The 24,350-nt window shown below is 38.4% G+C and carries 18 protein-coding genes, 8 tRNA genes and 1 rRNA gene; 3 read left to right on the forward strand and 24 right to left on the reverse strand.

Annotated features, from left to right (window positions below):
• Positions 1-40: 40 nt before the first annotated feature.
• From gnd to sigW, 11 genes are all read right to left on the reverse strand, one after another.
• Positions 41-934 carry a phosphogluconate dehydrogenase (NAD(+)-dependent, decarboxylating) gene (gene gnd / locus D8M04_RS17635; RefSeq protein WP_121524735.1) on the reverse strand — a complete coding sequence of 298 codons (894 nt, stop codon included), beginning with the start codon at positions 932-934 and terminating at the stop codon, positions 41-43.
• 39 nt (positions 935-973) lie between these two features.
• A complete protein-coding gene (tkt, locus tag D8M04_RS17640) occupies positions 974-2,983 on the reverse strand; it encodes a transketolase (protein ID WP_121524736.1) in 2,010 nt (669 codons plus the stop codon).
• A 24-nt stretch (positions 2,984-3,007) separates the two neighbouring features.
• The gene (gene zwf, locus D8M04_RS17645; RefSeq protein WP_121524737.1) at positions 3,008-4,495 is read right to left on the reverse strand and encodes a glucose-6-phosphate dehydrogenase; all 1,488 of its coding nucleotides are present in this window, start codon (positions 4,493-4,495) and stop codon (positions 3,008-3,010) included.
• Between the two features lie 940 nt (positions 4,496-5,435).
• Positions 5,436-7,238 carry a glutamine--fructose-6-phosphate transaminase (isomerizing) gene (glmS, locus tag D8M04_RS17650; RefSeq protein WP_121524738.1) on the reverse strand — a complete coding sequence of 601 codons (1,803 nt, stop codon included), beginning with the start codon at positions 7,236-7,238 and terminating at the stop codon, positions 5,436-5,438.
• A gap of 438 nt (positions 7,239-7,676) precedes the next feature.
• On the reverse strand, positions 7,677-8,228 hold the full coding sequence (locus D8M04_RS17655; protein ID WP_246001333.1) for a DUF6241 domain-containing protein: 552 nt from the start codon (positions 8,226-8,228) through the stop codon (positions 7,677-7,679).
• A 303-nt stretch (positions 8,229-8,531) separates the two neighbouring features.
• The gene (locus tag D8M04_RS17660; protein ID WP_121524740.1) at positions 8,532-10,364 is read right to left on the reverse strand and encodes a S9 family peptidase; all 1,833 of its coding nucleotides are present in this window, start codon (positions 10,362-10,364) and stop codon (positions 8,532-8,534) included.
• A 108-nt stretch (positions 10,365-10,472) separates the two neighbouring features.
• On the reverse strand, positions 10,473-11,819 hold the full coding sequence (gene glmM / locus D8M04_RS17665; protein WP_121524741.1) for a phosphoglucosamine mutase: 1,347 nt from the start codon (positions 11,817-11,819) through the stop codon (positions 10,473-10,475).
• A gap of 191 nt (positions 11,820-12,010) precedes the next feature.
• Positions 12,011-13,387 (reverse strand): CdaR family protein, encoded by a 1,377-nt coding sequence (locus tag D8M04_RS17670; RefSeq protein ID WP_121524742.1) that lies wholly within the window; start codon positions 13,385-13,387, stop codon positions 12,011-12,013.
• Entirely contained in the window at positions 13,380-14,201 is an 822-nt protein-coding gene (gene cdaA / locus D8M04_RS17675) for a diadenylate cyclase CdaA (RefSeq protein ID WP_121524743.1), read from the reverse strand. Before cdaA ends, D8M04_RS17670 begins: the two co-directional genes overlap by 8 nt.
• A 326-nt stretch (positions 14,202-14,527) precedes the next feature.
• Complete coding sequence (gene rsiW, locus D8M04_RS17680; RefSeq protein WP_425464037.1) at positions 14,528-15,178, reverse strand: anti-sigma-W factor RsiW; 651 nt, start codon at positions 15,176-15,178, stop codon at positions 14,528-14,530.
• Between the two features lie 6 nt (positions 15,179-15,184).
• Positions 15,185-15,751 carry an RNA polymerase sigma factor SigW gene (gene sigW / locus D8M04_RS17685; RefSeq protein WP_121524744.1) on the reverse strand — a complete coding sequence of 189 codons (567 nt, stop codon included), beginning with the start codon at positions 15,749-15,751 and terminating at the stop codon, positions 15,185-15,187.
• 172 nt (positions 15,752-15,923) lie between these two features.
• On the opposite strand from sigW, the gene D8M04_RS17690 reads away from it, so the two are divergent.
• The gene (locus tag D8M04_RS17690) at positions 15,924-16,076 is read left to right on the forward strand and encodes an aspartyl-phosphate phosphatase Spo0E family protein (RefSeq protein ID WP_121524756.1); all 153 of its coding nucleotides are present in this window, start codon (positions 15,924-15,926) and stop codon (positions 16,074-16,076) included.
• Between the two features lie 113 nt (positions 16,077-16,189).
• On the opposite strand, the gene D8M04_RS17695 is transcribed toward D8M04_RS17690, so the two are convergent.
• The 10 genes from D8M04_RS17695 to D8M04_RS17740 form a co-directional block, all read right to left on the reverse strand.
• The gene (locus D8M04_RS17695) at positions 16,190-17,293 is read right to left on the reverse strand and encodes a phosphomevalonate kinase (protein ID WP_121524745.1); all 1,104 of its coding nucleotides are present in this window, start codon (positions 17,291-17,293) and stop codon (positions 16,190-16,192) included.
• Position 17,294: 1 nt separating this feature from the next.
• Positions 17,295-18,281, reverse strand: coding sequence for a diphosphomevalonate decarboxylase (gene mvaD / locus D8M04_RS17700; RefSeq protein ID WP_121524746.1), 987 nt, complete (start codon positions 18,279-18,281; stop codon positions 17,295-17,297).
• A 4-nt stretch (positions 18,282-18,285) separates the two neighbouring features.
• Entirely contained in the window at positions 18,286-19,263 is a 978-nt protein-coding gene (mvk, locus tag D8M04_RS17705; RefSeq protein ID WP_121524747.1) for a mevalonate kinase, read from the reverse strand.
• Complete coding sequence (locus tag D8M04_RS17710; RefSeq protein ID WP_121524748.1) at positions 19,260-20,549, reverse strand: hydroxymethylglutaryl-CoA reductase, degradative; 1,290 nt, start codon at positions 20,547-20,549, stop codon at positions 19,260-19,262. Before D8M04_RS17710 ends, mvk begins: the two co-directional genes overlap by 4 nt.
• Positions 20,550-20,790: 241 nt before the next feature.
• Positions 20,791-20,863 (reverse strand) — tRNA-Lys (locus D8M04_RS17715).
• A 22-nt stretch (positions 20,864-20,885) separates the two neighbouring features.
• Positions 20,886-20,960, reverse strand: a tRNA-Gln gene (locus D8M04_RS17720).
• A gap of 10 nt (positions 20,961-20,970) precedes the next feature.
• Positions 20,971-21,055, reverse strand: a tRNA-Tyr gene (locus tag D8M04_RS17725).
• Between the two features lie 49 nt (positions 21,056-21,104).
• Positions 21,105-21,180, reverse strand: a tRNA-Thr gene (locus tag D8M04_RS17730).
• 3 nt (positions 21,181-21,183) lie between these two features.
• Positions 21,184-21,259 (reverse strand) — tRNA-Val (locus tag D8M04_RS17735).
• A gap of 4 nt (positions 21,260-21,263) precedes the next feature.
• Positions 21,264-21,338, reverse strand: a tRNA-Glu gene (locus D8M04_RS17740).
• A gap of 243 nt (positions 21,339-21,581) precedes the next feature.
• Here D8M04_RS17740 and fabI point away from each other — a divergent pair.
• Entirely contained in the window at positions 21,582-22,358 is a 777-nt protein-coding gene (fabI, locus tag D8M04_RS17745; RefSeq protein ID WP_121524749.1) for an enoyl-ACP reductase FabI, read from the forward strand.
• A 498-nt stretch (positions 22,359-22,856) separates the two neighbouring features.
• A complete protein-coding gene (locus tag D8M04_RS17750; protein ID WP_121524750.1) occupies positions 22,857-23,792 on the forward strand; it encodes an EamA family transporter in 936 nt (311 codons plus the stop codon).
• A 274-nt stretch (positions 23,793-24,066) separates the two neighbouring features.
• Here D8M04_RS17750 and D8M04_RS17755 read toward each other — a convergent pair.
• The 3 genes from D8M04_RS17755 to rrf form a co-directional block, all read right to left on the reverse strand.
• Positions 24,067-24,139 (reverse strand) — tRNA-Thr (locus tag D8M04_RS17755).
• A gap of 7 nt (positions 24,140-24,146) precedes the next feature.
• A tRNA-Asn gene (locus tag D8M04_RS17760) sits at positions 24,147-24,221 on the reverse strand.
• Positions 24,222-24,230: 9 nt separating this feature from the next.
• A 5S ribosomal RNA gene (gene rrf, locus D8M04_RS17765) occupies positions 24,231-24,343 on the reverse strand.
• Positions 24,344-24,350: the final 7 nt, after the last annotated feature.

The following is a 24,350-nucleotide window of genomic DNA, read 5'->3' on the forward strand; positions in this document are numbered from 1 at the left end:
TCCATTTTATATTAATCTGTCATTTTATATTAATCCGTTATTATTTCTTTTCTACAGCATGTCCGCCAAACTCATTGCGTAGAGCTGCAACTACTTTACCATTAAATGTATCTGTATCGAGTGATCTGTAACGCATTAATAAGGACATCGCAATGACAGGTGTTGCCGTTTCTAAGTCTAAAGCTGTTTCAAGCGTCCATTTTGCTTCACCTGATGAATGCATAATTCCTTTGATTTCATCCAGTTTTGCATCTTTCGCAAAAGCATTTTCAGTAAGCTCCATTAACCATGAACGAATAACTGACCCATTATTCCACACCCTTGCAACGTGTTCATAGTCATAATCAAATTCACTTTTCTCTAGAACCTCAAATCCTTCACCAATGGCAGCCATCATTCCATATTCAATGCCGTTGTGCACCATTTTCAAGAAGTGGCCACTTCCTGGTTTTCCTCCATAAATATAGCCATTTTTAACAGCTGTATCATGGAAAATAGGTTCGACAACCTCCCAAGCTTCCGGATCTCCACCTATCATGTAGTTCGCTCCATTACGAGCACCTTCCATACCACCAGATGTACCTGCATCCATAAAGCTTACGCCAATTTCTTTTAATTGGTTATAACGGCGAATAGATTCTTTATAATGAGAGTTTCCGGCTTCGATTACAATATCTCCCTTTTCTAAGTAAGGTGTAATTTCACTTATAACAGAATCCACCACCGGATGGGGTACCATAATCCACAAAACTCTTGGTTTATCTAATGATTGAACCAATTCTTTAATCTTTGTCGTACCTTCAGCACCATTCGCTTTCATTTCATCTACTGCTTGAGGATTTAAATCATATGCCACAACTTGATGTTTATGGTCCATTAAGTTTTTACCAAGATTCAATCCCATTTTTCCTAATCCAATTAATCCTACTTGCATGTTAGTTCCCCCTCAAAATAATTATCTTTATAATTTAATTTATTTACCCAACAAACTATTTACGTTGTTTACTACGTTTTCTGTTGTAAAGCCAAACCACTCCAGTACCGATGCACCTGTTCCAGAAGCACCAAATGTCTCAATGGAGATGATTTTTCCATTCGGACCTACATAACGATCCCAACCAAGGGAAATTCCCATTTCTATTGCTACCCTATTTGTAATAGATGAAGGAAGTACTTTTTCCTTATATGCTTCAGATTGTTGCTGGAAAAGTTCCCAACTTGGCATTGCAACCACACGTACTGAAACATTTTTCTTTTCAAGTTCAGCCTTGGCATTGACTGCTAAGGAAACCTCTGAACCTGTAGCGAGTAAAATAACTTCAGGATTTTCATTTGTTTCTGTTAATACGTAGGCACCTTTTTGAAGGTGTGCAATATTTGCTTCTGTTTCTACAAATACAGGTAGATTTTGACGGCTTAGAATTAATGCCACCGGACCTTCTGTATGACTTAAAGCATAGCCCCAAGCACTTGCTGTTTCATTTGCATCAGATGGACGAATAACGGTAAGTCCTGGTATAGCACGAAGAGCAGCTAATTGTTCAACCGGTTCATGTGTCGGTCCGTCTTCTCCCACTGCAATAGAATCATGAGTAAATACATATGTTACAGGTAATTTTTGTAATGCAGCTAAACGGATAGATGGTCTTAAGTAATCATTGAAAACAAAGAATGTACTTACAAATGGTTTCACTCCTCCATGAAGAGCCATGCCGTTAGCTGCAGCTCCCATTGCGTGTTCACGAACACCAAAGTAAACATTACGGCCTGCATACGAATCAATCGCAAATCTTTCTTGATCTTTAATATCAGTCATTGTCGAACCAGAGAGGTCGGCACTTCCTCCAAAAATAGTTGGAACTTGTTTCACAAAGTGATTAATCGCATCTCCGCTAGCTACACGAGTAGAAACTGATTTTTCTTTATCAAACGTTAAGATGTCTTTTGCATCTATTAATACTTCGCCATTTATCGCTCTTTCTAGTTCGCCCGCTAGTTCTGGATGTGCTTCTTTGTAAGCAGTGAATAACTCTTTCCACTGATTTTCTTTTGAAAGACCTTGCTGTTTTAACTTATCGAAGTGCTGTTTTACTTCTTCTGGTACAAAGAAATCTTCTTCATAGGTCCAGTTATATACCTGTTTGGTCGCTTTCGCTTCTTCTAATCCAAGTGGCGCACCATGTGCTTTGTTTGTTCCGGCAACCTTTGGACTTCCGTAACCAATAGTGGTTCGAATCTCAATAATTGTCGGTTGTTCCTCGTTTTGCTTCGCTGCTTCGATTGCCTTTGTGATCTCTTCAATGTTATTTCCATCTTCCACACGTAGATAGTGCCAGTTAGCAGATTCTGCTCTTTTTTGAATATTTTCAGAGAATGAAAGATTTAATGTACCATCCAAAGAAATATCATTGGAGTCATATAATGCGATCAATTTACCAAGCTTCATATGGCCTGCCATAGACATGGCTTCATAGGAGACACCTTCCATCAAATCCCCGTCCCCAACTAAAGCAAACGTATGATGATCCACAACTGGAAAACCATCTTTATTAAATTTCGCTGCTAAATGAGCTTCTGCCATTGCCATTCCAACTGCATTGGCAATACCTTGGCCTAAAGGACCTGTCGTTGCTTCCACACCATCCGTGTGTCCAAATTCAGGATGACCTGGTGTCTTACTGTTCAACTTGCGAAAGCTTTTCAAATCATCAATTGACACATCATATCCAAACAAATGTAACAAGCTATATAACAAGCTGGATCCATGACCTGCTGAAAGAACAAAGCGATCACGGTCAAACCATTTTGCATTTTGCGGATTATGGTTTAAATGATTGGCCCATAAAGCATACGCCATAGGTGCGGCACCCATTGGTAAACCCGGGTGGCCTGAATTTGCTCGATTGACACTATCAATCGATAAAGTTCGAATTGTATTTACTGCTAATGTTTCAATTTCCTGTGTTGTTTTAGTAGATGTCATGATAAATCTCCTTTAATTATTTTCTTATGCTTGCAGTGCTAATTGTTTTTCTTTTATTGATGACTTGTCTAACCACCATGAGAAACCATCTTCTTCAAGTAGTCGATTTGCTGCATCTGGACCATTTGATCCTGCTGTATATCCATGAAGCGGAATTTGCTCTTCGTCAAATGCTTCTAAGATAGGCTGAACCCATTTCCAGGATAATTCTACTTCATTCCAGTGTGCAAAAAATCTGGAATCACCACGGATTGCATCATAAATTAATAATTCATATCCATCAGGTACATCCAATTGACTGGAAGCATAATCGGCATTAATGGGTTCCAATTCACCATTAACGGGATTTTTACTATTTAAAATAAGGGAAACAGATTCATTCGGGTTTATTTCGATTACTAGCAAGTTCGGATCCTTATTTAAATAAATATCATTATGATTCCGCTTAAATTCTACTACGATACGCGTTGATTTTTCTGGCATCTTCTTTCCGGTACGGATATAAAAAGGAACACCAGCCCAATCCTGGTTGTCAATCCATAAACGTGCAGCTATAAATGTATCGGTCTGAGAATCTTTTCGAACACCTGGTTCATCCCTATATCCAGGAACGTTTTTGTTATTCACTAACCCCGCTTCGTACTGTCCTCTTACTAAATTTTTCCCAACTTCATCCTTATTTAATGGACGAAGAGCTTCTAATACTTTTCGTTTTTCTGCACGAATTTCGTTTGCATCCTTTTGTTTTGGCGCATGCATTGCTGTCATCATCAATAATTGGAGCATATGATTTTGGAACATGTCGCGTATCGCTCCGGCTTGATCATAATAGCCAGCTCTTTGCTCTACTCCTACTGTTTCACTTGCGGTGATTTGAACATTCGCAATGGATCTGTTACTCCACAATGCTTGGAAAACTGGATTTTCAAATTTTAATGCTTCGAGATTCCGCACCATTGGCTTGCCAAGATAGTGATCAATTCGATAAATCTCATCTTCTTTAAACGCATTGTTTAGATTCTGATTTAGTAAACGAGCAGACTTTAGATCTTGTCCAAACGGCTTTTCAATGATGAGTCGTTTCCATCCATTTGTAGTACCTAATCCACTTTCTTTTATGTTTAATGCAATGACATCAAAAAACTCTGGTGCGACAGATAAATAAAACAATCGATTCTCCGGAATATTCAACTCTTCTTCTCTGTCTTTTACAAGTTGAAGCAGTCTTTGATAATCCTCTTTGTTCCTAGCATCTAACTTGCTGTAGCGGATAGTAGTTAGAAATTGTTCTATTTTCGAACCGTTATCTGATAAACGCCTGGAAAAGGTTCGAATGGAATTTTCTACACTTTCCTGAAAATCCTTATCAGTGGATTCGTTCCTACCAAGGCCAATGATGGAAAAGGTCGAGGGCATTTTTTCTTCCAGAAACAAATTATATAATGCCGGATATATTTTTCTTTTTGCTAAATCCCCTGTTCCACCGAATAACACGAAGGTCATCGTATCCATACATTCTTTCTCCTTTCAATTAATCAAGAATTTGAACTGCTATTTTTATTAACATTTTATCCAAAGTATAAAACTTTCATTTTTATATTAAAATTAATTAAGGTATCTCTAATTTGAAATATATTTGTAAAAAAATACTAGAATTATCTCTCCATCCTCTATCTGTATATTAAATTCATAAATAATGAATTTAGATATCTTTAATTCATAATAAATATTATACTTGATTCTCTAGTTTGTCAATGAATAAACTTTAACTATAAATTATGATATATAACTAATTAATTCAAACCCAGATCTAGAGATATTTTTTTCTTGTAGTTCGGGTTTTCCTTTTTTATTTATCTAGGTGGGATTATCAAAAAATCCCCTAATTTCTTCAGGCGACATTCCAAAATATTTTACCTCTAATATAAGAGTAAGCCAACAAGACAATAGGCGTTACACCATCTTGCATAGACTCTCAATAGCCATCACATGTACTTCAGTAATCACAACACCTGAAGCATGTGTTACCACGTAGACCTTATAACGGTCTTCGAGTGCCTCTTGCACTGGTATAACTGTACAAGCCTCAGTCCAAAGATTGCGGCAACAATTAATTATTTTTTCAGTGTGTTCAACTGTTTTACTTCCTTGGGACGGACACAGTTAGGATGGTAACATAATAGAGGATAGAGAATGGATAAAAGATGATGAAACCCTTATTGGACAAGGGTTGGAAGGAGTATTGGACAAAGAAAAACAGGCTGAATCACTATTGGATTCAGCCCGAATTTGGGATTAATGTTTGTTAAAACAAACGTTTGATTGTTGATTGAAAAAGCTATTGAGATACATATTGTTTTCCCGCTAAACTAAGTTCCATCAGGAAAGAACAAAGTTACGTTGGGAACAAGAGAGTTACAGGGAGATAATTAAAGTCTTAATCGTGTACAACTTACTCCACCGTCACACTCTTAGCAAGGTTACGTGGCTTATCGACATCACAATCACGATGTAATGCTGCATAGTAAGCCAAAATCTGTAAAGGAAGAACACTTACAAGTGGTGTTAACAATTGATGGACTTTTGGTAATACAAATGCATCGTCATCTTGCTCTAGACCTTTCATGCTGATGATCATAGCATTTGCACCACGTGCAACAACTTCCTGGACGTTTCCTCGTATAGAATAATTCACATTCTCTTGCGTTGATAGTGCGATGACTGGCGTTCCTTCTTCAATTAATGCAATCGTACCATGCTTTAATTCGCCGCCAGCAAAACCTTCTGCTTGGATATATGAAATTTCTTTCAGCTTCAATGCTCCTTCCAAGGATACATTGTAGTCTGTGCTACGACCAATAAAGAAGGCATTTCGCGTTGCAGAGAGATAATCTCTCGCAAGCTGTTCTATTTCTTCTTTTTGATCTGTTAAAACTTCCATTGCATTCGCAATAATAGCTAATTCTTTCATAAGGTCAAATGGCAATTCAAGACCTTTTGCTTTCGCTGTATCTGCTGCTAAGATTGCAAGAACAGCAATTTGTGCAGTATAAGCTTTTGTAGAAGCAACTGCAATTTCTGGACCTGCATGTAAATGCAGCGTATAATCCGCTTCACGAGAAAGGGTGGACCCTGGCACATTTGTCATTGTTAATGCCGGATGTCCCATTTCTTTAATTTTCACTAGAACCGCACGACTGTCTGCAGTTTCTCCACTTTGAGATAGAAATACAAACAATGGTTTTTCTGATAACAATGGCATGTTATATGAGAATTCACTTGCAACGTGAACTTCCACTGGAATGCCTGCTAATTTTTCAATAAATTCTTTTCCGACTAATCCGGCATGGTAGCTCGTGCCTGCTGCAATGATATAAATACGATCAGCCGCCTTCATTGCTTGGCGTATATCCTCATCCAACTTCAGTTCATTGTGCTCATCCTGATATTCGTTAATGATTTTACGCATTACGATTGGCTGCTCATCAATTTCCTTCAGCATGTAGTGTGGATACGTACCTTTTTCAATATCACTTGCATCAATTTGAGCAGTATAAGGCTGACGCTCTACTACTGTTCCATCTAACTTTTGAATCTCAACATAATTACGGCCGACTAAAACGATTTCTTTATCATAAATCTCCAGGTATTGGTCAGTTTCCTTAAGTGTAGCCATTGCATCACTTGCAATAACATTGAACCCTTCACCCAAACCAATCAATAATGGACTCTTATTTTTCGACACATACAGCGTTTCTGCATCTTCCGCATCAATCATGCCAATGGCATATGAACCCTTAAGCAGGTTCATCGCCTGACGGAAAGCTTCTGCTGTATCCTGGTATTGACCATAAAGCTTCTCAATTAGATGAACAATAACCTCTGTATCTGTTTCACTGAGAAAAGTGACATCAGTTAAATATTCCCGCTTTAAATCCTGGTAGTTCTCAATCACCCCATTGTGTACAATGGTAAATCTGCCTGAGGTGCTTTGATGTGGATGAGCGTTAATAATACTCGGTATACCATGAGTTGCCCAGCGAGTGTGGCCAATTCCCATCGTTGCATGAACAGACGCATCTACACTTTCCTTTAAAGTAGCAATACGGCCTTTTACCTTTGTAAGATTAACACCATCTTCGTTTAGTACAGCAATACCTGCTGAGTCGTAGCCTCTATATTCTAGTTTTTCTAATCCGTTTAATAAAATATTCTTTGAATCATTTTGTCCAATATAACCTACAATTCCGCACATTTCGTAATGTCCTCCTATTTGGAGGGGCAGACAAAAAGACGTGATATAAACACGTTATGACATATTCCTGGTCGGGGCTTTTTTCTGCCCCTCTCTCGTGTATGATGACATCTTGATTTATCCCTTTGTCCAATAAGTCACCCTATTGTTTTTAGAATAAATCCTAGACGACTGAGATGTACAGTCGGGAGGCATCCGCCGAAACTCTCGATAACCTCCACCTCGTCAACTATTTTTCCCTTTCGTCCGAAAAATAGTCCTGGCGCTTTTTTCAATACTTTTTCTATCCACCTTTCATGCATTTGAATAAAATTCACAAATATTAGTGAACATCTTTTATTTTACTCGACAATTAGTTAATTGGTCAATTAAAATTTACGTTTGTTATTATTTCTATCTTATTCTTCCCTCTCGCTTTATGTGCTTGTTCATTATTAGTTACCTCTTACTGTTTATATACGCTTGTTCCTCTTCAGGGCTTAGGATACCGCTCGCCTCCCCTATTGTTCCATTCTGTATCTTCCAAATTTGATTGTGATCCTTATCTACTCTTGAAAAATCTTTTGCTCTCCATCTTTCTAAAATGTCTTGATATATCTCTTCGTTATCGACATCTACTGTTTCTAATCCTTCTAATAACCAATTAATTCGAGTTGGATGTATTTCATAGAAACCCCATTTTTCAGATGCTTTTACTTTCTGGTGGGACATACCATGAATATATTCATTATAGTGATAACTTGTTAATTCACTCATGTGAGTGGAATCACCAAATGGATTTAATCCATCTTTATGATATTGTCCTAATTCTTCTTCAGAAATATTACCTTGAATTTCCAATCGAGTATGTTCTAAATCCGCCTCTGTCTTAGTAGCAGCTGCGTTATTTAAACTTTCCCCTTCATCTGCACCTTTAAACATATCCGATGCCTTGATATAACCGATAATAAATAGAGCAATTACTAAAAATGATGCCGATAGCCATATCACTTTTTTCAATGACCTCACCTTTCCTTTCTAATAGGTTACTTTCTTTGCAAATATATTTCAACTTTTTTAAATTATAATAATATAAAGAGGCTAGGCCATAAGTGTTTTATCAAATAAAAATCCGAACGATGCTTAGTGGAGAAATACCGTTCCGGAAATATACTTCGCTTTCCGCAGGCAACGTCTCAGCCTCCTCGGAAGAAGGGCACTTCCTGCGGGTCTTCGCTTGTTGCTTTTCCCGCAGGAGTCTACGTATATTTCCTCCACTAACTTGGTGCTTCGTTCGTCTTTTTGATTAAACATTTAGTTATGTCCCAGCCTCTTTACATCTTGAGAATTCAATGAACCTTGATGCCTATCTAGAAAATCAAAAATTAAGGAATACACTTGTATTTCATTGTCCTTTTTCGAGAAACCATGACCCTCATCCTCTAAGACAAGATATTCTACTTCACGGCCTTTCTCTTTTAACTTAGCTACAATTTGATCAGACTCGGCTTTAACGACCCTTGGATCCATTGCACCTTGGATAACAAGCATTGGCTTCGTCATTTCACTGAGATAAGTAATGGGAGATTCCTTGATAAATTTATCTTTATCTCGTACCGGATCGCCAATCAAACTTTCCAACAAAGGCTTCCAATGATCTGGAACAGAGTTCACAAAAGTAAACAAATCAGATGGGCCGAAGATGTCAACCACCGCTTTAAAGTATTCTGGGTGACGGCCATGGAGCAGTAATGCCATATAACCACCATAACTTCCTCCAACTAAAAATAACCGGTTTTTATCAGAGATGTTATTGTTGAACAGCCACTCTATTCCAGCTAAATTATCCAAGCGAGGACCTTCTCCCCAATCTTGTTCAACAAGTTTAACAAAAGTCGTTCCATAGCCCGTACTCCCCCGGAAATTAGGTGCAAAAATGGTATACCCACGGTTCACAGCGCACTGAAACATGGTCCGGAACTGCTTCCTTTCCGCCGCTTGTGGTCCTCCGTGAGGCCAGAAGATTGTATACCCATTATCATTCTCTGGTTTTGGCTTGAAAAGCAGAGCTTCTATATTCATTCCATCGAATGATGAATAGTGAATCACTTGTGGCTCAACCATCTCCTCCTTACTAATACCTAACACACGGTTATTGGTAATACGCTTCCATTCTTCTCCTGCTTTCAACGAAAAGATGTTCTGCGGTTCTCTTGCTGATCTTCCCAAAACATACACATTTCCAGTTTCCCCTATATCCAATTTCTCCATGACATCAACAGGAGGGTTTAATTTCTCCAGATTTTTTTGATTAGGATCGTAACGATATAAACAATCTACTACCCCTTTTTCTGTTACAAAATAGAAGACTTTATGCCGTTTATCCCACTTTAAGGAAGTAATACTTTCGCTCTCAATTGAGAGTACTTTAGTAAAGGTTTGGCTGAATACATCGAATTTAGCTAAATAACTATATTCACTTTCATAATTTGTAACAAAGTAGATCTGATTGTTATCTGTAAAGACGGGATTACCAGCAACATGAATAATTTGAGGGTCAGGGGTAAAAGAATACGTTGCATCATCTATTTTTGCAAACAATATGGAATAAGTGTTACCAAATGTTTGACTGTAAACGAAAGTTTTTTCATCCATTGATACCGCTTCTAAAATCGTTGGGCCTTTCTCCCCCTCATAAAGTAACTCGTTTGTTCCAGCTTCTAAATTCCTTACATACGTATTAAAGAAGGAGGGATTTCCCTCTGAAGTATTGTAATAGACACGGTTACCATCATGATTAATATGGGCTAAATAGTATTTCTCTTCCTTATCTCCAGTAATAAAAGGAATTGGCTCTCCGCCTTTCGGTGAGATAGCATAGATCTGATAATTCTCATCCCCATTATTATCATAACCAGCTAACACATACCTGTCTTTAGGATCAAATTGAAGAAAGCCTGCATCCTGATCACGCTGTGCGAATAAATAGGGGAATCCAGAGCTCTTTAAATCAATTGCCCATAGATTCATTTTCCCATTTAAATTGGAATTGAATAGTAATAATTCTTCATCTTTGCTTACTACAAAATCCGTAATATTGAAGGTTTGGAAAAATTGCTCTAAATTTGGTTTTGGAAATTCAATCACTGCATCACCCTGCTTCCTCAATTTACTTAATAATTAGATTATACACAATAAACTGGGAGAAAGTATAGAAAAAGACCGTCACTCACATGGAGTGCGGTCTTCTAAAAATTATTCCTTTATTCCTAATAAATCATCTACCAGCTTTACAATACGGTCTACATTCTGCTCGCACGCTTCCTTCGTTGGTGCTTCCACCATGACTCGAACAAGTGGTTCTGTTCCTGAAGGTCTTACTAGTACACGGCCATCGCTTCCCAATTCCTTCTCTACAGCTTCAATTTCACTTAAAATCTGCGGATGACTTAATGCTTCGTTCTTATCTGTCACTCTTACATTCTTTAGTACCTGAGGGAAAATCGTCATTTCACTAGCTAGTTCAGATAACGGCTTTCCAGTTTCTTTCATTACATTTACTAGCTGAAGGGCAGATAGCATTCCATCTCCCGTTGTGATGTAATTCAGGAAAATAATATGACCTGATTGCTCTCCACCTAGATTATAACCACCTTTACGCATTTCTTCCATTACATAACGGTCTCCAACACTCGTTTTGCTACTTTGGATCCCATGCTCTTCAAGAGCCTTATAGAATCCAATATTACTCATTACGGTTGAAACGACTGTGTTTTGACGCAATTGACCACGTTCATTTAGGAATTTTGCACAAATGAACATGATTTGGTCTCCATCAACAATATTGCCCTTCTCATCGACAGCAATTAAACGGTCTCCATCTCCATCAAATGCCAGACCAATATCTGCTCCTTTTTCCAAAACAAATGCTTGTAAAGTTTCCGGATGCGTAGAACCAACACCATCATTAATGTTGTAGCCATTTGGTGAAGATCCTGTTGAATAAATATCTGCTTCTAAATCTGCAAATAAATGTGTTGCCAGGCTCGACGTTGCTCCATGAGCGCAATCTAACGCAATCGTTAAGCCACTAAAGTCATTATCCACCGTATCTTTTAAGAAGGATAGATATTTCTGGCCACCTTCGAAGTAGTCATTAATAACTCCAATTTCATTACCAATTGGGCGAGGTAGCGTATCTTCTGCATCAATTAGCTGCTCAATTTCATTTTCTTGCTCATCACTTAATTTAAAGCCATCTGGTCCAAAGAACTTAATGCCATTATCCTCAACTGGATTGTGTGATGCAGATATCATAATTCCAGCATGTGCGCTTAAGGATTTTGTTAAATATGCGACACCAGGAGTCGAAATAACACCGAGTCTCATCACTTCTGCTCCTATAGATAGTAAACCTGCTATAAGGGCGCCCTCCAACATGGGTCCAGAGATTCGAGTATCTCTGCCGATTACTACTTTTGGTTTCTCTGTACCTTTAGTTAGGACATACCCACCAGCTCTTCCTAGCTTAAATGCGAGCTCAGGTGTCAGTTCTTTATTTGCTATTCCTCTTACTCCATCCGTTCCAAAATATTTTCCCATGAATACCTCTCCTTTACTTCCGACTCAATTGATTACAATTGAGCGTCTATGTAAGTAATTTGTATTTCGACTTAATATAATATGATATGACAATTTATTAGAAGACATAGGCATTTGGCTAATGCTTGTTTCTTTCTATAAAAAACAGCTGTTATTCCCACTCCCTCCAACTAAGCTGGAGGGAGTGGGAATTATGCTTCCTCTTCATCACTAATACTAACGGTTACTTGTTCATATTCAGCTGTAACAGTAGCTTCTTTTAAATCTGGTGTCTCTGTCTCAACCGGTACAGTATGTTCACCCGGTTCTAAGCCTTGAACATTTATGAATACCCGGAAGTCGTCTGCTGTTAATGCACCTACCTCTTCTTCACTACCTTCCAAGGAGAGTTGCATAACGTCAGTTTCGGGCTCTACAAATGAAATAGCTTGTCCGTTCGATAAGCCTTCCACTTCGATAGGGATTTGCTCTATTACACTTAATTGTCCCTCGGTTTCAGCTGTTTCCTCTATTTCACTTGACGGTTCTACTACTTCATTTGTTTCCTCTGTTTCATTTGTTTCCTCTGTTTCATTTGTTTCCTCTGTTTCATTTGTTTCTTCCGCTTCACTTGATTGTTCCTCTATTTCTATCAATACTTCAATTGTTTCCACTTCTGGAACATTTACACCCTCAGGCAATGATAATTCCACTTCCACAGTACCAGTTTCTGTTATCTCGGATAAGTCTATCTCTTCTGTATTGATACTGTTTAGGTCTTCCAGTACTTCTGTTATAGCAAAGGCTTCTACCTCTTCAATATTAGGTGTAATGGAGGTGAGTGTATACCCTTCAGGCAACTCACCAACAGTGGGTACATTGACACCAACTTGTTTACTCGGATTGTTAATCTGCGCGGAGACCTCTACTGTTTCAGGTTCTATTCTAACAGATAGCTCATTCCCTTGACTATCATAGACATTTACCGGGACTTCTCTGTTATTAATAGAGGTTTCTAACCCGGAAACATCTACAAACACCTTGACTACTCCGATTTGATCAATAATGCTGCGAGAGCTTGTAATCGTGACCTCACCCGGATTAATTTCGTATTCTCCAAGCTCAAATCCAGGGGGCATTTTACTTTGGTTAATGAAATCAGCAGAAACTTTAAATTTCTCACTAGCTCTTTCTTCTATATAGACTTCTACTGTTTTCGGCTCAATGTAAACCTCAAGGTCATTTGAAATAGTGTGTTGAATTTCTACCAAATGATTCCCTTCCTCTAAACCTTCAAGATCCACATAGACATCGAAATTACGCTGGGTAGAAATTGCTCTTAACCTGCTGGGAGAGCCAGATAAATTGACAGTTACCGTTTCAGGTACACCACTAACCACATATTTTTCTTCATCTATATTAATTTCTACCGGAAAGTCCTCTAGTCTTTGAGTCTCCGATGAATTTCCAGGAATAGAAGAATCGGCACCAGTTGATTGAAGGGACATATCCACAAAAATATATAATATAATCGCAAAGGCTAATGCTGCAAATCGGACAAACCATTTACTTTTAAACCAATTATCCATTTTTGCTTCCCCTCCGCTTCCAAGTTTTTCTTTCAGGGGCATCTTCCATCAGAGATAGATGGGCATTTAGCATGTTACGCAGTGTATCTTCATTGATATCTCTATGTAACTCACCATTTTTCGTACATGAGATAGCACCTGTTTCCTCAGAAACTATAATGGTCAGTGCATCTGTTACCTCACTAATTCCCATTGCCGCTCGATGCCTGGTCCCTAACTCCTTCGAAATGAAAGGACTCTCAGATAATGGCAGGTAACAAGCTGCAGCCATTATTTTGCCTTCTTTAATGATAACAGCGCCATCATGTAATGGAGTATTTGGTGTGAATATATTGGTTAGTAATTGGTGTGTCAGATTCCCATCAACAGGTATACCCGTTTCCATGTATTCTCCAACCCCTGTATCACCCTCTATTGAAATTAAGGCACCAATACGTCTCTTCGCCATGTAATTACAAGATTGTATAATGGCTTCTATTTTCTTGCCAATTATTTCCTCTTCCGATTTTACTGTCCTTGAAAAGAGATTTCCTCTTCCTAACTGTTCCAGAGCTCTTCTTAATTCTGGCTGGAATAAGATTATTATTGCCAGGAACCCCCAGATTATGGCCTGATTAGTTAACCATTGCATCGTTTGTAAATTAAATAAAATACTAATCGCCCAAACAAGCAATACAACTGCAATTCCTTTTAACAACTGGATTGCCTTTGTTCCTCTAATTAGCATCATTAATTTATAAAACACATACCAGACGAGAGCAATATCTACGCCTATTCTAAGCAGATCCACAAATTCCAATCCCCCATCAAGCATGTCCACACATCCTTCTTTTCGCAAAATTAATTAAAACAGGTATTTAATTTCCCCACTTTAACTAAAATGGCAAGAGGGGAATCAACTATCCATAAAAGCTCGATTTCATCTAACACGAAGCAGATAAAGTACCTCTGTTGGGAGACGCTTTTACCGCAGTTTTTCATTCTTGTAATTAATACAAATCTGAATTTAATTATATCATAAACACCTATATAAAGTTAAAATCAAACTAGTTCCCTTAATAAAAATTTCAGGAAGAAAAACGATTAAATGAGTGAAAAAGCAAGAAAACTTCAGATGAAAGACATCTGAAGTTCCATATATCACTCTAAAGAAAAAACGCTTTTAAATAGATCTTTCGACTGGTACCAAATCCATTCAAATACTTGATTCACCGTTGTAAGTTCCCCGTTCACCTCTCCGGCCGAAGCCATCAAACCCTTACCTTCCAGTTCATCCTCTTTTTCTAATAATTTCCCATTTACTATTGTAACATTTCCATCAACCGTTCCATTTACAATTAAGTTCCCATTTTTGACAAGAAGATCACCTTCCACCGTTACTCCTTCCGGTACTATCACGTTGTCTCCTTGAATGATGAGATTTTCCTGTTTGGAAACGACCAGTTCACTTTCTTCATTCCATTGAGCCGTTAATCCTCCAAACATTAAAATGAAGAATATTGCCGCAGCTGTGAGCATCGGATGCGCCCTAAACCAGCGCTTGTATTTTACACGTTTTTTCTCTGTGGGGAGTTGTTTCATAACATTAGCCGTAAAATTAGCAGGAGCTTCTATAGTCTCAGCACTCTTGATCAAGGTAATGGTTCGTTTTAATTCATGAAAATGGCTCTGACAAGCTTCACAAGCCTCTAAGTGATGAACTAATTTATGCTCTTCTTCCTTTGTTAAATCCCCGTCTAAATATTTATGCATGAATTCTATGGATTCATGATGAGTAGTCAAGTGGGTCACACTCCTTTACACGTGACGAAGTCTTTTTCTTAAAGCTTCCCTTCCCCGATGTATTCTCGTTTTCACTGTCCCTAGTGGAATATCTAATATATCACTAATTTCCTGAAGAGAAAACTCCTCTAAATATCGTAGCATGATAATCGTACGATACTTGGTTGGAAGTTGGGCTATTTCATTTTGAATATAGCGCTGTAATTCAATGCTTTCTACTTCTTCGCTGGGGGATTTGTCAGAAGTAGAGGAAAGCTGTGAATACATATCCAGTCCATCGGTTCCTTTCACCTCTGCATCGAGGTAATAATCGGGCTTACGCTTCCTAATTCGGTCTATCGAAATATTTGTTGCAATACGATAGAGCCAGGTAGAAAATTTCCGGTTTTCGTCAAAGGAATCGATATTTACATATGCTCGAATAAACGCCTCTTGCGCCATATCTTCCGCCTCGTGTTTATTACCAAGCATTCGATAGCAATGCTGATATATCTTATGTTGGTAAAAATCAACAATATCAGCAAATGCAGCTTGGTCCCCTTTTTTCACTTTTTTTATATTTTCTCTAATTAGTTGATCCAATTCCAGTACCTCCGCTTACTTGCGGTATTTATCTTACGTTTCAGTTCGCAATAAGGTTTCACTTTTTTATAAAAAAATTTACGTTTCAAAAGTCATAAAATTTTTAATGTTTAATCTTTACATTAAGAGGGTATTCTCCTAATATATTATACTAGATAGGAGGTAGTTTTTGGTGACGAATTCTTCGTTATTGGAAAAAATTGAGAAATGCCGTGAGGAAATGATTTTATTAAGTGACAAACATGATTTGACATCTGATAAAGTTATCTCATCTAGCACGAAACTCGACAAACTAATCCTAGAGTATCAAAAAATATATAATTAAAATAATAGAATAGAAAAAAGACATGAACCAAAGTCATATGAACTCCAAGTGAGATTTTAGCTCTCTAACTCTTCAAGTCCATTATAAGGTTTCATGTCTTATTTATATTATAATTAATCCATTATAACTGTTGCCCCATACATACTTGGTTGTATGGTCAAAGGCTTTATTCCCGCATTTTTCCATGACTCTATTAATTGTTCTGCTTTCTCTTTGGATGGCATAAAGGCAATTCCACAATCTCCGCCACCTGCTCCAGAAGGTTTTCCCGCACCACCCAGCTCTTCTGCTAAGTCACATAATGTAGTCAGCATTGGCGTTTCAATATCTACATTAGCGTCTATTCCGACCTTCGCAAGTGCTTTGCGGTTCTCTTTAATTCCCTCAAATAGTTGATCATGATTGTTATCTTCTACACCACTAAAGAAAGTTTGCACTGCGGCTTTACTATGATTCAGAAATTCTTGAAAGGCTTCAGGCTTATCATTCTTTAATTGCAGAATAATATCTACTAACTTTTTCGTAGAAGCAGCATTACCAGTCCACCCTACACAGAAATAAATATCATCAGGAAGACGAACGGGATTTAACGAAAAATAGCTCCAATCCAACTTTGTTAAAGCCGTAATAGTGTCCGATTTCTCATATTCACGTTGTAACCAATTTGCCTGAAATGATGCATATTTTAATAATCCGCCATAAGAGGATGCTGCAATATCTGCACCCGATCCATTCCCTTGAGTTACCACATGGGAAAGTGCAGCCAGCTTAAAAATAAGCCCTTTGGAAGGAGAGGTTGGCATAAATTTTTCCAGAATAGAGCTTACTACCGCTGTAACTACCGCGGCACTTGATCCTAACCCATATTTCACTCCTGATTCATCGTCAAGCTCGCTTTTTACAGAAAGGTGGAAAGGAGAGATATTTATTTCCTGTTCTCTTAAATAACGAAAGGTTACTCCAATTGCATCTTTAATAAAATTTAAACGATTGTCCTTTAGCTTGGTTACCACTTGGTTATCAGTCATAAAGAAAGAAACATTCTCCAGCTCAAAATCATGTAATGTAAGGAGATTTTCTTCAGAATTGACTAGTGTAGCATAAACATATCGGTTAACCGCCAGTACCGCTAGCTCATGATACGGTTCCAGTACGGCAAACTCGCCTGCAATCATTAATTTTCCGGGTACCTGAACTTTTATAGAAGTATTCGGCAATTTATTCAACCCCTAAATAACTGATTCCTGGACCTGGCTTGCTCAGTGTTACATTCGTTACGTTCGGTATTTCCCGTAATGTTTTTTCAATTACCGCTTCATCTTCCGGTAAATAAAGTACCTTCACGTTTGGACCTGCATCAATTGTAAAATATGCAGGAATTCCCTTTGCACGTAATTCTTGAACAACATACATGACACTCATAGTTGTGTCGTGCCAATAGGTAAAGGGAGGGTTGGCCCCAAGAGTTGTTGCGTGCATCTTTAGACAATTTGCTTCCGCAATCTCCCCTATCTTTTCAAAGTCTTTATCCCTAATACCTTCTTTTATTTGTGCTAAATCTTTTGGAAGGCTTTCTAGCCAGCCATCATAAAAAGGAGATGTTTCGACCGTTCGTTTCATTCCTGCACGACTAGATATTTTCTTCATATTAGAAGAAAGATTTACCGCAGCTATTCTTACGTCCCAATGAGCAGAAGGTGCAATTTGCACAGCATAGGAATCGGAACCATCTGGATTCTCTCCCATTTTCCATTCAACAAATCCGCCATAAATAGAGCGACAGGCCGAGCCTGATCCTTGACGGGTTAGCTTTGATAGTTCCTCATCACTTAAATCCAGACCAATGGCTCGAGAACCAGCAGCAGCTAGTGCCGCGAACCCCGAAGCAGAGGATGCAAATCCTGCAGCAGTTGGTACTTCATTATGAGAAGTTACTTTCGCATATAAATCTTGTTTGCCAGATATATTACGAATTAACTCAAGAAAATGGCTTACTCTATTATACGCTTCTCCAAATACTTCTTCTTTATTTAGATGAAAAACATCACGGGTCAGACCTTCCTGAAAGTCTACAGTTGTCGTTGTATAAAAACCATCTAATGTTAGAGAAAGGCTGCTGTTTGTGGGAAGAATCAAATCCTCATCGCGCTTTCCCCAATATTTAATCAAAGCAATATTTGTATGTGCTTTAGCTGTAGCTTTCAATCGTCTATCTCCTTTGTTCTGTATATTTTGCTTTCAATACAAATGGCCATACAGCATGCGCACCATATTTTCTTAACTTCTCAGCAAGCTGTCTGGAATGAATTTCATTTTGTGCCAAGGCAATGATACACCCGCCATTTCCTCCGCCAGTTAGTTTCGCACCTAATGCCCCTTCTTGTCTGGCAAAGTTAATCAATCGATTTAAGCCAGCGTCACTTACTCCAAGAGCTTCTAGTTCCTTCTGTGCTTCATCTAATAATTGACCAAGAATATATCTTCCAGCATTTTCAAGTGCGTGCTTAGCCTGGTGGGTTAAATCTCCTATATGATTTAACTTTCGTTGAATTCTTTTCGGAGCTGACTTTAACAATCGAGCAACCGATTCAACCGATGAACGGGTGTCACCCACTCTTCCAGAGTCAGCAACAATAAAATGGAAATCCTCATTTAAATTAATATACTTAATCGGGTGGTCCTTCTCGTACCAAACCGGTAAATCAGATGTAATTGTTAACGTATCAATACCACTTGGCTGCCCGTGAGCATAGGTTTCTGCTATATTAGCAAGGTTTAATAATTCTTGGTCTGTGTATGTTCTATTTGCATAAGCAAACAAAGAACGAATTATAGAGATAGCCACAGAGGCACTGGAACCTAAACCTTTTCCAGGAGGAATGGATGAACTAATCCGGATTAATAGATCACGCTCAGGAAGCTCAAGATATTCCAGTGTTCCTTTTACACATCTTGTAATACCTTGTAAGGATTCAGGAGCAAGTTCTATTGGTCCGTGATAAAAAGAACTGTCGAACCTTACCACACCTGGTACCTGTTCAATAACCGTTTCAACACCAATTAACGGAAAGGGTATCGCAATTGCTGGCTGTCCGTGCACAACCGCATGCTCCCCAATCAAAATTAATTTACTATGAGCTATACCGATAGCTGTTTTTTCTGTGGTTGTAATTTCTTCTGCACTCATTTTTTATACTCTTCCACCAATTCTTTAGCTTTTCCAACACGGATTTGTTTTTGTTTAATTAATTCTTCTGCTACGATATCAATCATCTCCCCTGTGGCACCTGCTGCGATAGCAACAGATCTTGAATGTAGTGCCATATGTCCTTTTTGTATGCCATCTGTTGCTAATGCCTTTAATGCACCAAGGTTTTGAGCTAATCCTACTGCAACAATGACTTGAGCGAGCTCTTTAGCTGATTCAACCCCAAGTATTTCTAAGGAGGCTTTTGCTAATGGATGAACCCGGGTTGCACCGCCAACCGTTCCAATTGACATAGGTAATTCTAATTCACCAACTAAATTTCCTTCTTCGTCCTTTGACCAAACCGTCATTGAACTATACGTACCATTTCGAGCAGCATATGCATGCGCACCAGCTTCAACCGCTCGCCAATCGTTTCCAGTAGCTATTACAACTGGATCGATTCCATTCATTATCCCTTTATTGTGCGTTACTGCACGATAAGGATCTGAAGCAGCAAGTTCATAAGCCAGTATCACTCCATCTCGCACTTCTTCTCCTGAGAAATCGCCTGTTCTCAATAATTGAGGGGAAATAATACAAGTAGCTCGTGCTAAGCATCTATCTGCATAATTCGATAAAATTCGCAAATATACCTTACCATTAGTTAAATCCTCTACCACTGGTGCGAGTGATTCAACCATTGTATTGATAATATTTGCCCCCATGGCATCACACGTATTTATATAAATATGCACCATGAGCATTTGGGTAAACCTAGATCCTGCTTCCTCATTTAAAATTCTTACATCAAGATCTATTGCTCCGCCACCTCTAGTCACAATACTAGGATAGGCATTATTAGCAGCTTCTATTAATGTTTGCTTCTGTCGTAGTATTGCTTCTTTTGCTTCCAGAAAGTCCGGGCAACCTACAACTTGAATTTGCCCAATCATAACACGCTCCGTTGCTTCTGTTCGAAAGCCTCCAGATTCCCTTACAATTCTAGCGATATGACTTGCTGAGGCAACGACAGAGGCTTCTTCTATCACCATTGGTATAACATAATCTTTATCGTTTATTAAAAAATTCAAACCTAGCCCTAACGGCAGCTCATATGTTCCAACTACATTTTCAATCATATGGTCTGCTGTCTCCAAATCTAAAGACGAACGGTTAGAGATAGTATTTAAATCCTCCGCTGTTAAAAATCCCATTTCATGTAATAACTTTCTGCGTTCTTCAACAGTCATATTATAGAATCCGGAGATCCTGGAGGTCTTCATACTGTATCATCCTTTTTTCAATTAAAAATGAAATCACTAATTGAGATTCGCTCTAAAATTCCTCTACATATTATAACATGATATGTATCATATCATGTTTAGATTGTTTTCTTATTATCAAAAAAATAATACCCTTAACCGAAAAAGCCAAACATCTCTTTCTATTATGTTAAAAAATAGCAAAAAAAGCAAATAAACAAGGTGCTTTTTAGACACCTTGTTTATTTGCTAATTCGTATGATGAGCCATGGAGGATTCGAACCTCCGACCCACTGATTAAAAGTCAGTTGCTCTACCGACTGAGCTAATGGCTCTTATCTTTTAAAGATAAAGAAATGGCTGGGCTACTAGGATTCGAACCTAGGATACACGGGATCAAAACCCGATGCCTTACCGCTTGGCTATAGCCCAACAATAATAGTGGTGGAGGGGGGCAGATTCGAACTGCCGAACCCTGAGGGAGCGGATTTACAGTCCGCCGCGTTTAGCCACTTCGCTACCCCTCCATATTGTTAACCATAGTAACTGTCATTATTCAACATTTTTCGCAAGAAATGGTGCCGGCCAGAGGACTTGAACCCCCAACCTACTGATTACAAGTCAGTTGCTCTACCAATTGAGCTAGGCCGGCATATGGTGGAGGATACAGGGCTCGAACCTGTGACCCCCTGCTTGTAAGGCAGGTGCTCTCCCAGCTGAGCTAATCCTCCATATTGGTGACCCGTACGGGATTCGAACCCGTGTTACCGCCGTGAAAGGGCGGTGTCTTAACCGCTTGACCAACGGGCCATTTCAAACTGACGAATTCTATTATATCTAGTATTCCCCACTTTGTAAAGGGGAAATTTTATTTTTTTTAAAGCGACCAAAACCTTATTATATCAATGCTTTCATGCTCCATTTATGTATCGAAAGAAATTTATTAATCCTTTATGCAAAAAACTAGGGGGAACAGATTTACAGTTATTATTTCTTTAGGTATTCTTATTAGGTTATAATGTACATTAAGAATTGATTTTTTGGAGGTAAAACATGACAAAGTTATTAGAAGGAAAAAATATCGTCGTAATGGGCGTTGCTAATGAAAGAAGTATCGCTTGGGGCATTACTAAATCTTTACATAATGCTGGAGCTAATCTAATCTTTACCAATAGACAAGAACGCTCCTATAAAAAATTAGTCAAACTATTGGAAGATAATGGCATAAACGCAAAACTAATCGTATCCTGTGATGTTGCCAATGATGAAAGCATTAAGGAAGCTTTTACTAAAATTAAAGAAGAAATCGGGGTAATCCATGGAGTTATTCATTCCATCGCATTTGCCAAGAGAGAAGAACTGCAAGGTGATTACGCAGACACTTCCCGCGATGGATTTTTACTAGCACAGGAAATTAGCGCCTATTCATTAGTAGCAGTAACAAAAGCTGCTAAAGAATTAATGACAGAAGGCGGAAGTATTGTAACTCAGACATATTTAGGGTCTGAACGTGTGGTTCCAAACTATAATGTAATGGGAGTCGCAAAAGCATCCCTTGAAGCAAGTGTACGCTACTTAGCGGAAGATGTAGGAAAAGACGGAATTCGCGTCAACGCTGTTTCTGCTGGACCTATTCGTACATTATCTGCAAAAGGTGTTTCTGGGTTTAACGATAAACTGCATGTGATTGAAGAAAAAGCCCCTCTTCGCCGCAGCGTAGATCAAGACCAAGTTGGAGATGCTACTCTATTCTTTATGAGTGACCTCTCAAGAGGGGTCACTGGAGAAGTTTTACATGTTGACTCCGGCTACCATATTATTGGTGGATAAATAACATTATATCTATACGATAAATTACTCTTTTGAAGATTGAAAGCCTGATAAATATCGATTTGTCGGGCTTTTTTGATTATCATATAAAATTAATGATTACTCTGTATACAGCTTTTTATAGAACAAATCGCACAAAATACCTAATAAACCCATAAATAAAATAACAAGACCATAAACATGATCATTACCAAAAAATGTGTGGTAAATGCCCACCCCGAAAGTTGGATAGGCAACTATTCTTAGTAATAACTGTTTCATTACGCATCATACCTCATTTCATTTACTCCATTTTATATACCTGTTTATACTATACATTCATATACTAAATAATACAAAAGTACTAAAACCATATTTTATTCTACAATCCGTCCATCTAGAGTAGTTGAGAAAATACCCCTTAAAAAAACCTAATAATATGCTATGATAGTTATTATGGTCTATTTCTTCCAAAACAAAAAGGTACACCATGTTATTTCACAATAATGGAGGATTAAAATGAAACATCATCATGCTATTATCATTTTTCTGCTGGGAGCAGTTTTTTTTGGTTTGAACCCATTATTTATTAATTTAGGATATGCTGCTGGCTGGAGCCTCGATGAGATTATGGTGGTGCAAGCTATTTTCGCGTTAGTAGTGCTTTGGGTCATCGGCATTTTTGCTATAAAACAACATCCACTGGCATTTAAAAAATTGAACATTAAAACAGTGGTTGCTCTTGCCATTGCTGGAGGATGCACCGGTTTGACAAGCATTCTTTATTACGCTTCCATGCAATATTTACCGGCATCTCTAGCTGTTGTCTTGCTTTTCCAATTCATATGGATTGGAGTACTGTTTGAATGGATTATTAATAGAAAAAAACCAAGTAAGCAGACAATGGTTACTGTTACCTTAACTTTAATAGGTGTTCTATTCGCGGCAGATGTATTTAACGGAGGCCTATCTGACATCACCCTTATCGGCTTTGTCTTAGGAATTGGATCGGCATTCTCCTATACGGCATTTATCATTGTCAGCGGTCGTGTCGCTGTCGAAGTCCCCGCAACCATTCGAACTCCTATTATGATTACAGGGGCAGCTCTTTTAATCTTTATTGTTTTCCCACCGCATATGTCTTTAACCGCTGATGTCCTAATGAGTGCAGACATATGGTTCTATGCAGGTGGACTTGCACTATGTGGACTTATCTTGACACCACTTATGTTTGCCATGTCCACTCCGTATATATCAGCAGGACTAGCTACCATTCTCGGTGCAGTTGAACTTCCAGTTTCAGTAATGGTTGCTTATCTTGGATTGGGTGAATTTATCAACACTTCAAGATGGTTGGGTGTTTTGCTTATCCTTCTAGCCATTGCAATTGGAGAAATGAGGGCTTTTGGTATATGTTCTTTAAGCAGAAAAGGCACGCTAATTAGATGGGCTTAAGCAACCTTCAGAATTTACATGTAATAGCATTTAGTAGCACGGATAAGTGTAAAACTTGAGTAAACAAGTATTTGTAATTCCTTGCTATGATTAAGCATCAAAATCCAATGCCAGAAATATAAAAAGCCTAAGGACATGTCCTTAGGCTTTTTATTTCAACATAGTTTAAAGCATAAATATTACCTTTCATAGCAACCTGCAACCATTTAATAAGGCTTTACTTTTGATAAACAAAAAAACGCTCCATCCTCTATACGGACAAGCGTTTAAAGAGAGCTTCCAATCAGATTCGAACTGACGACCCCTTCCTTACCATGGAAGTGCTCTACCTGCTGAGCTATGGAAGCACAAAAATGGCTCCACAGGTAGGATTCGAACCTACGACCGATCGGTTAACAGCCGATTGCTCTACCACTGAGCTACTGTGGAATAATATATGCCTGGCGGTGTCCTACTCTCGCAGGGAAAACCCAACTACCATCGGCGCTGGAGAGCTTAACTTCTGTGTTCGGTATGGGAACAGGTGTGGCCTCTCCGCCATCACTACCAGACAAATAT

The sequence above is a fragment of the Oceanobacillus piezotolerans genome, assembly GCF_003665065.1.
In the GTDB taxonomy this organism is placed as follows: domain Bacteria; phylum Bacillota; class Bacilli; order Bacillales; family Amphibacillaceae; genus Oceanobacillus; species Oceanobacillus piezotolerans.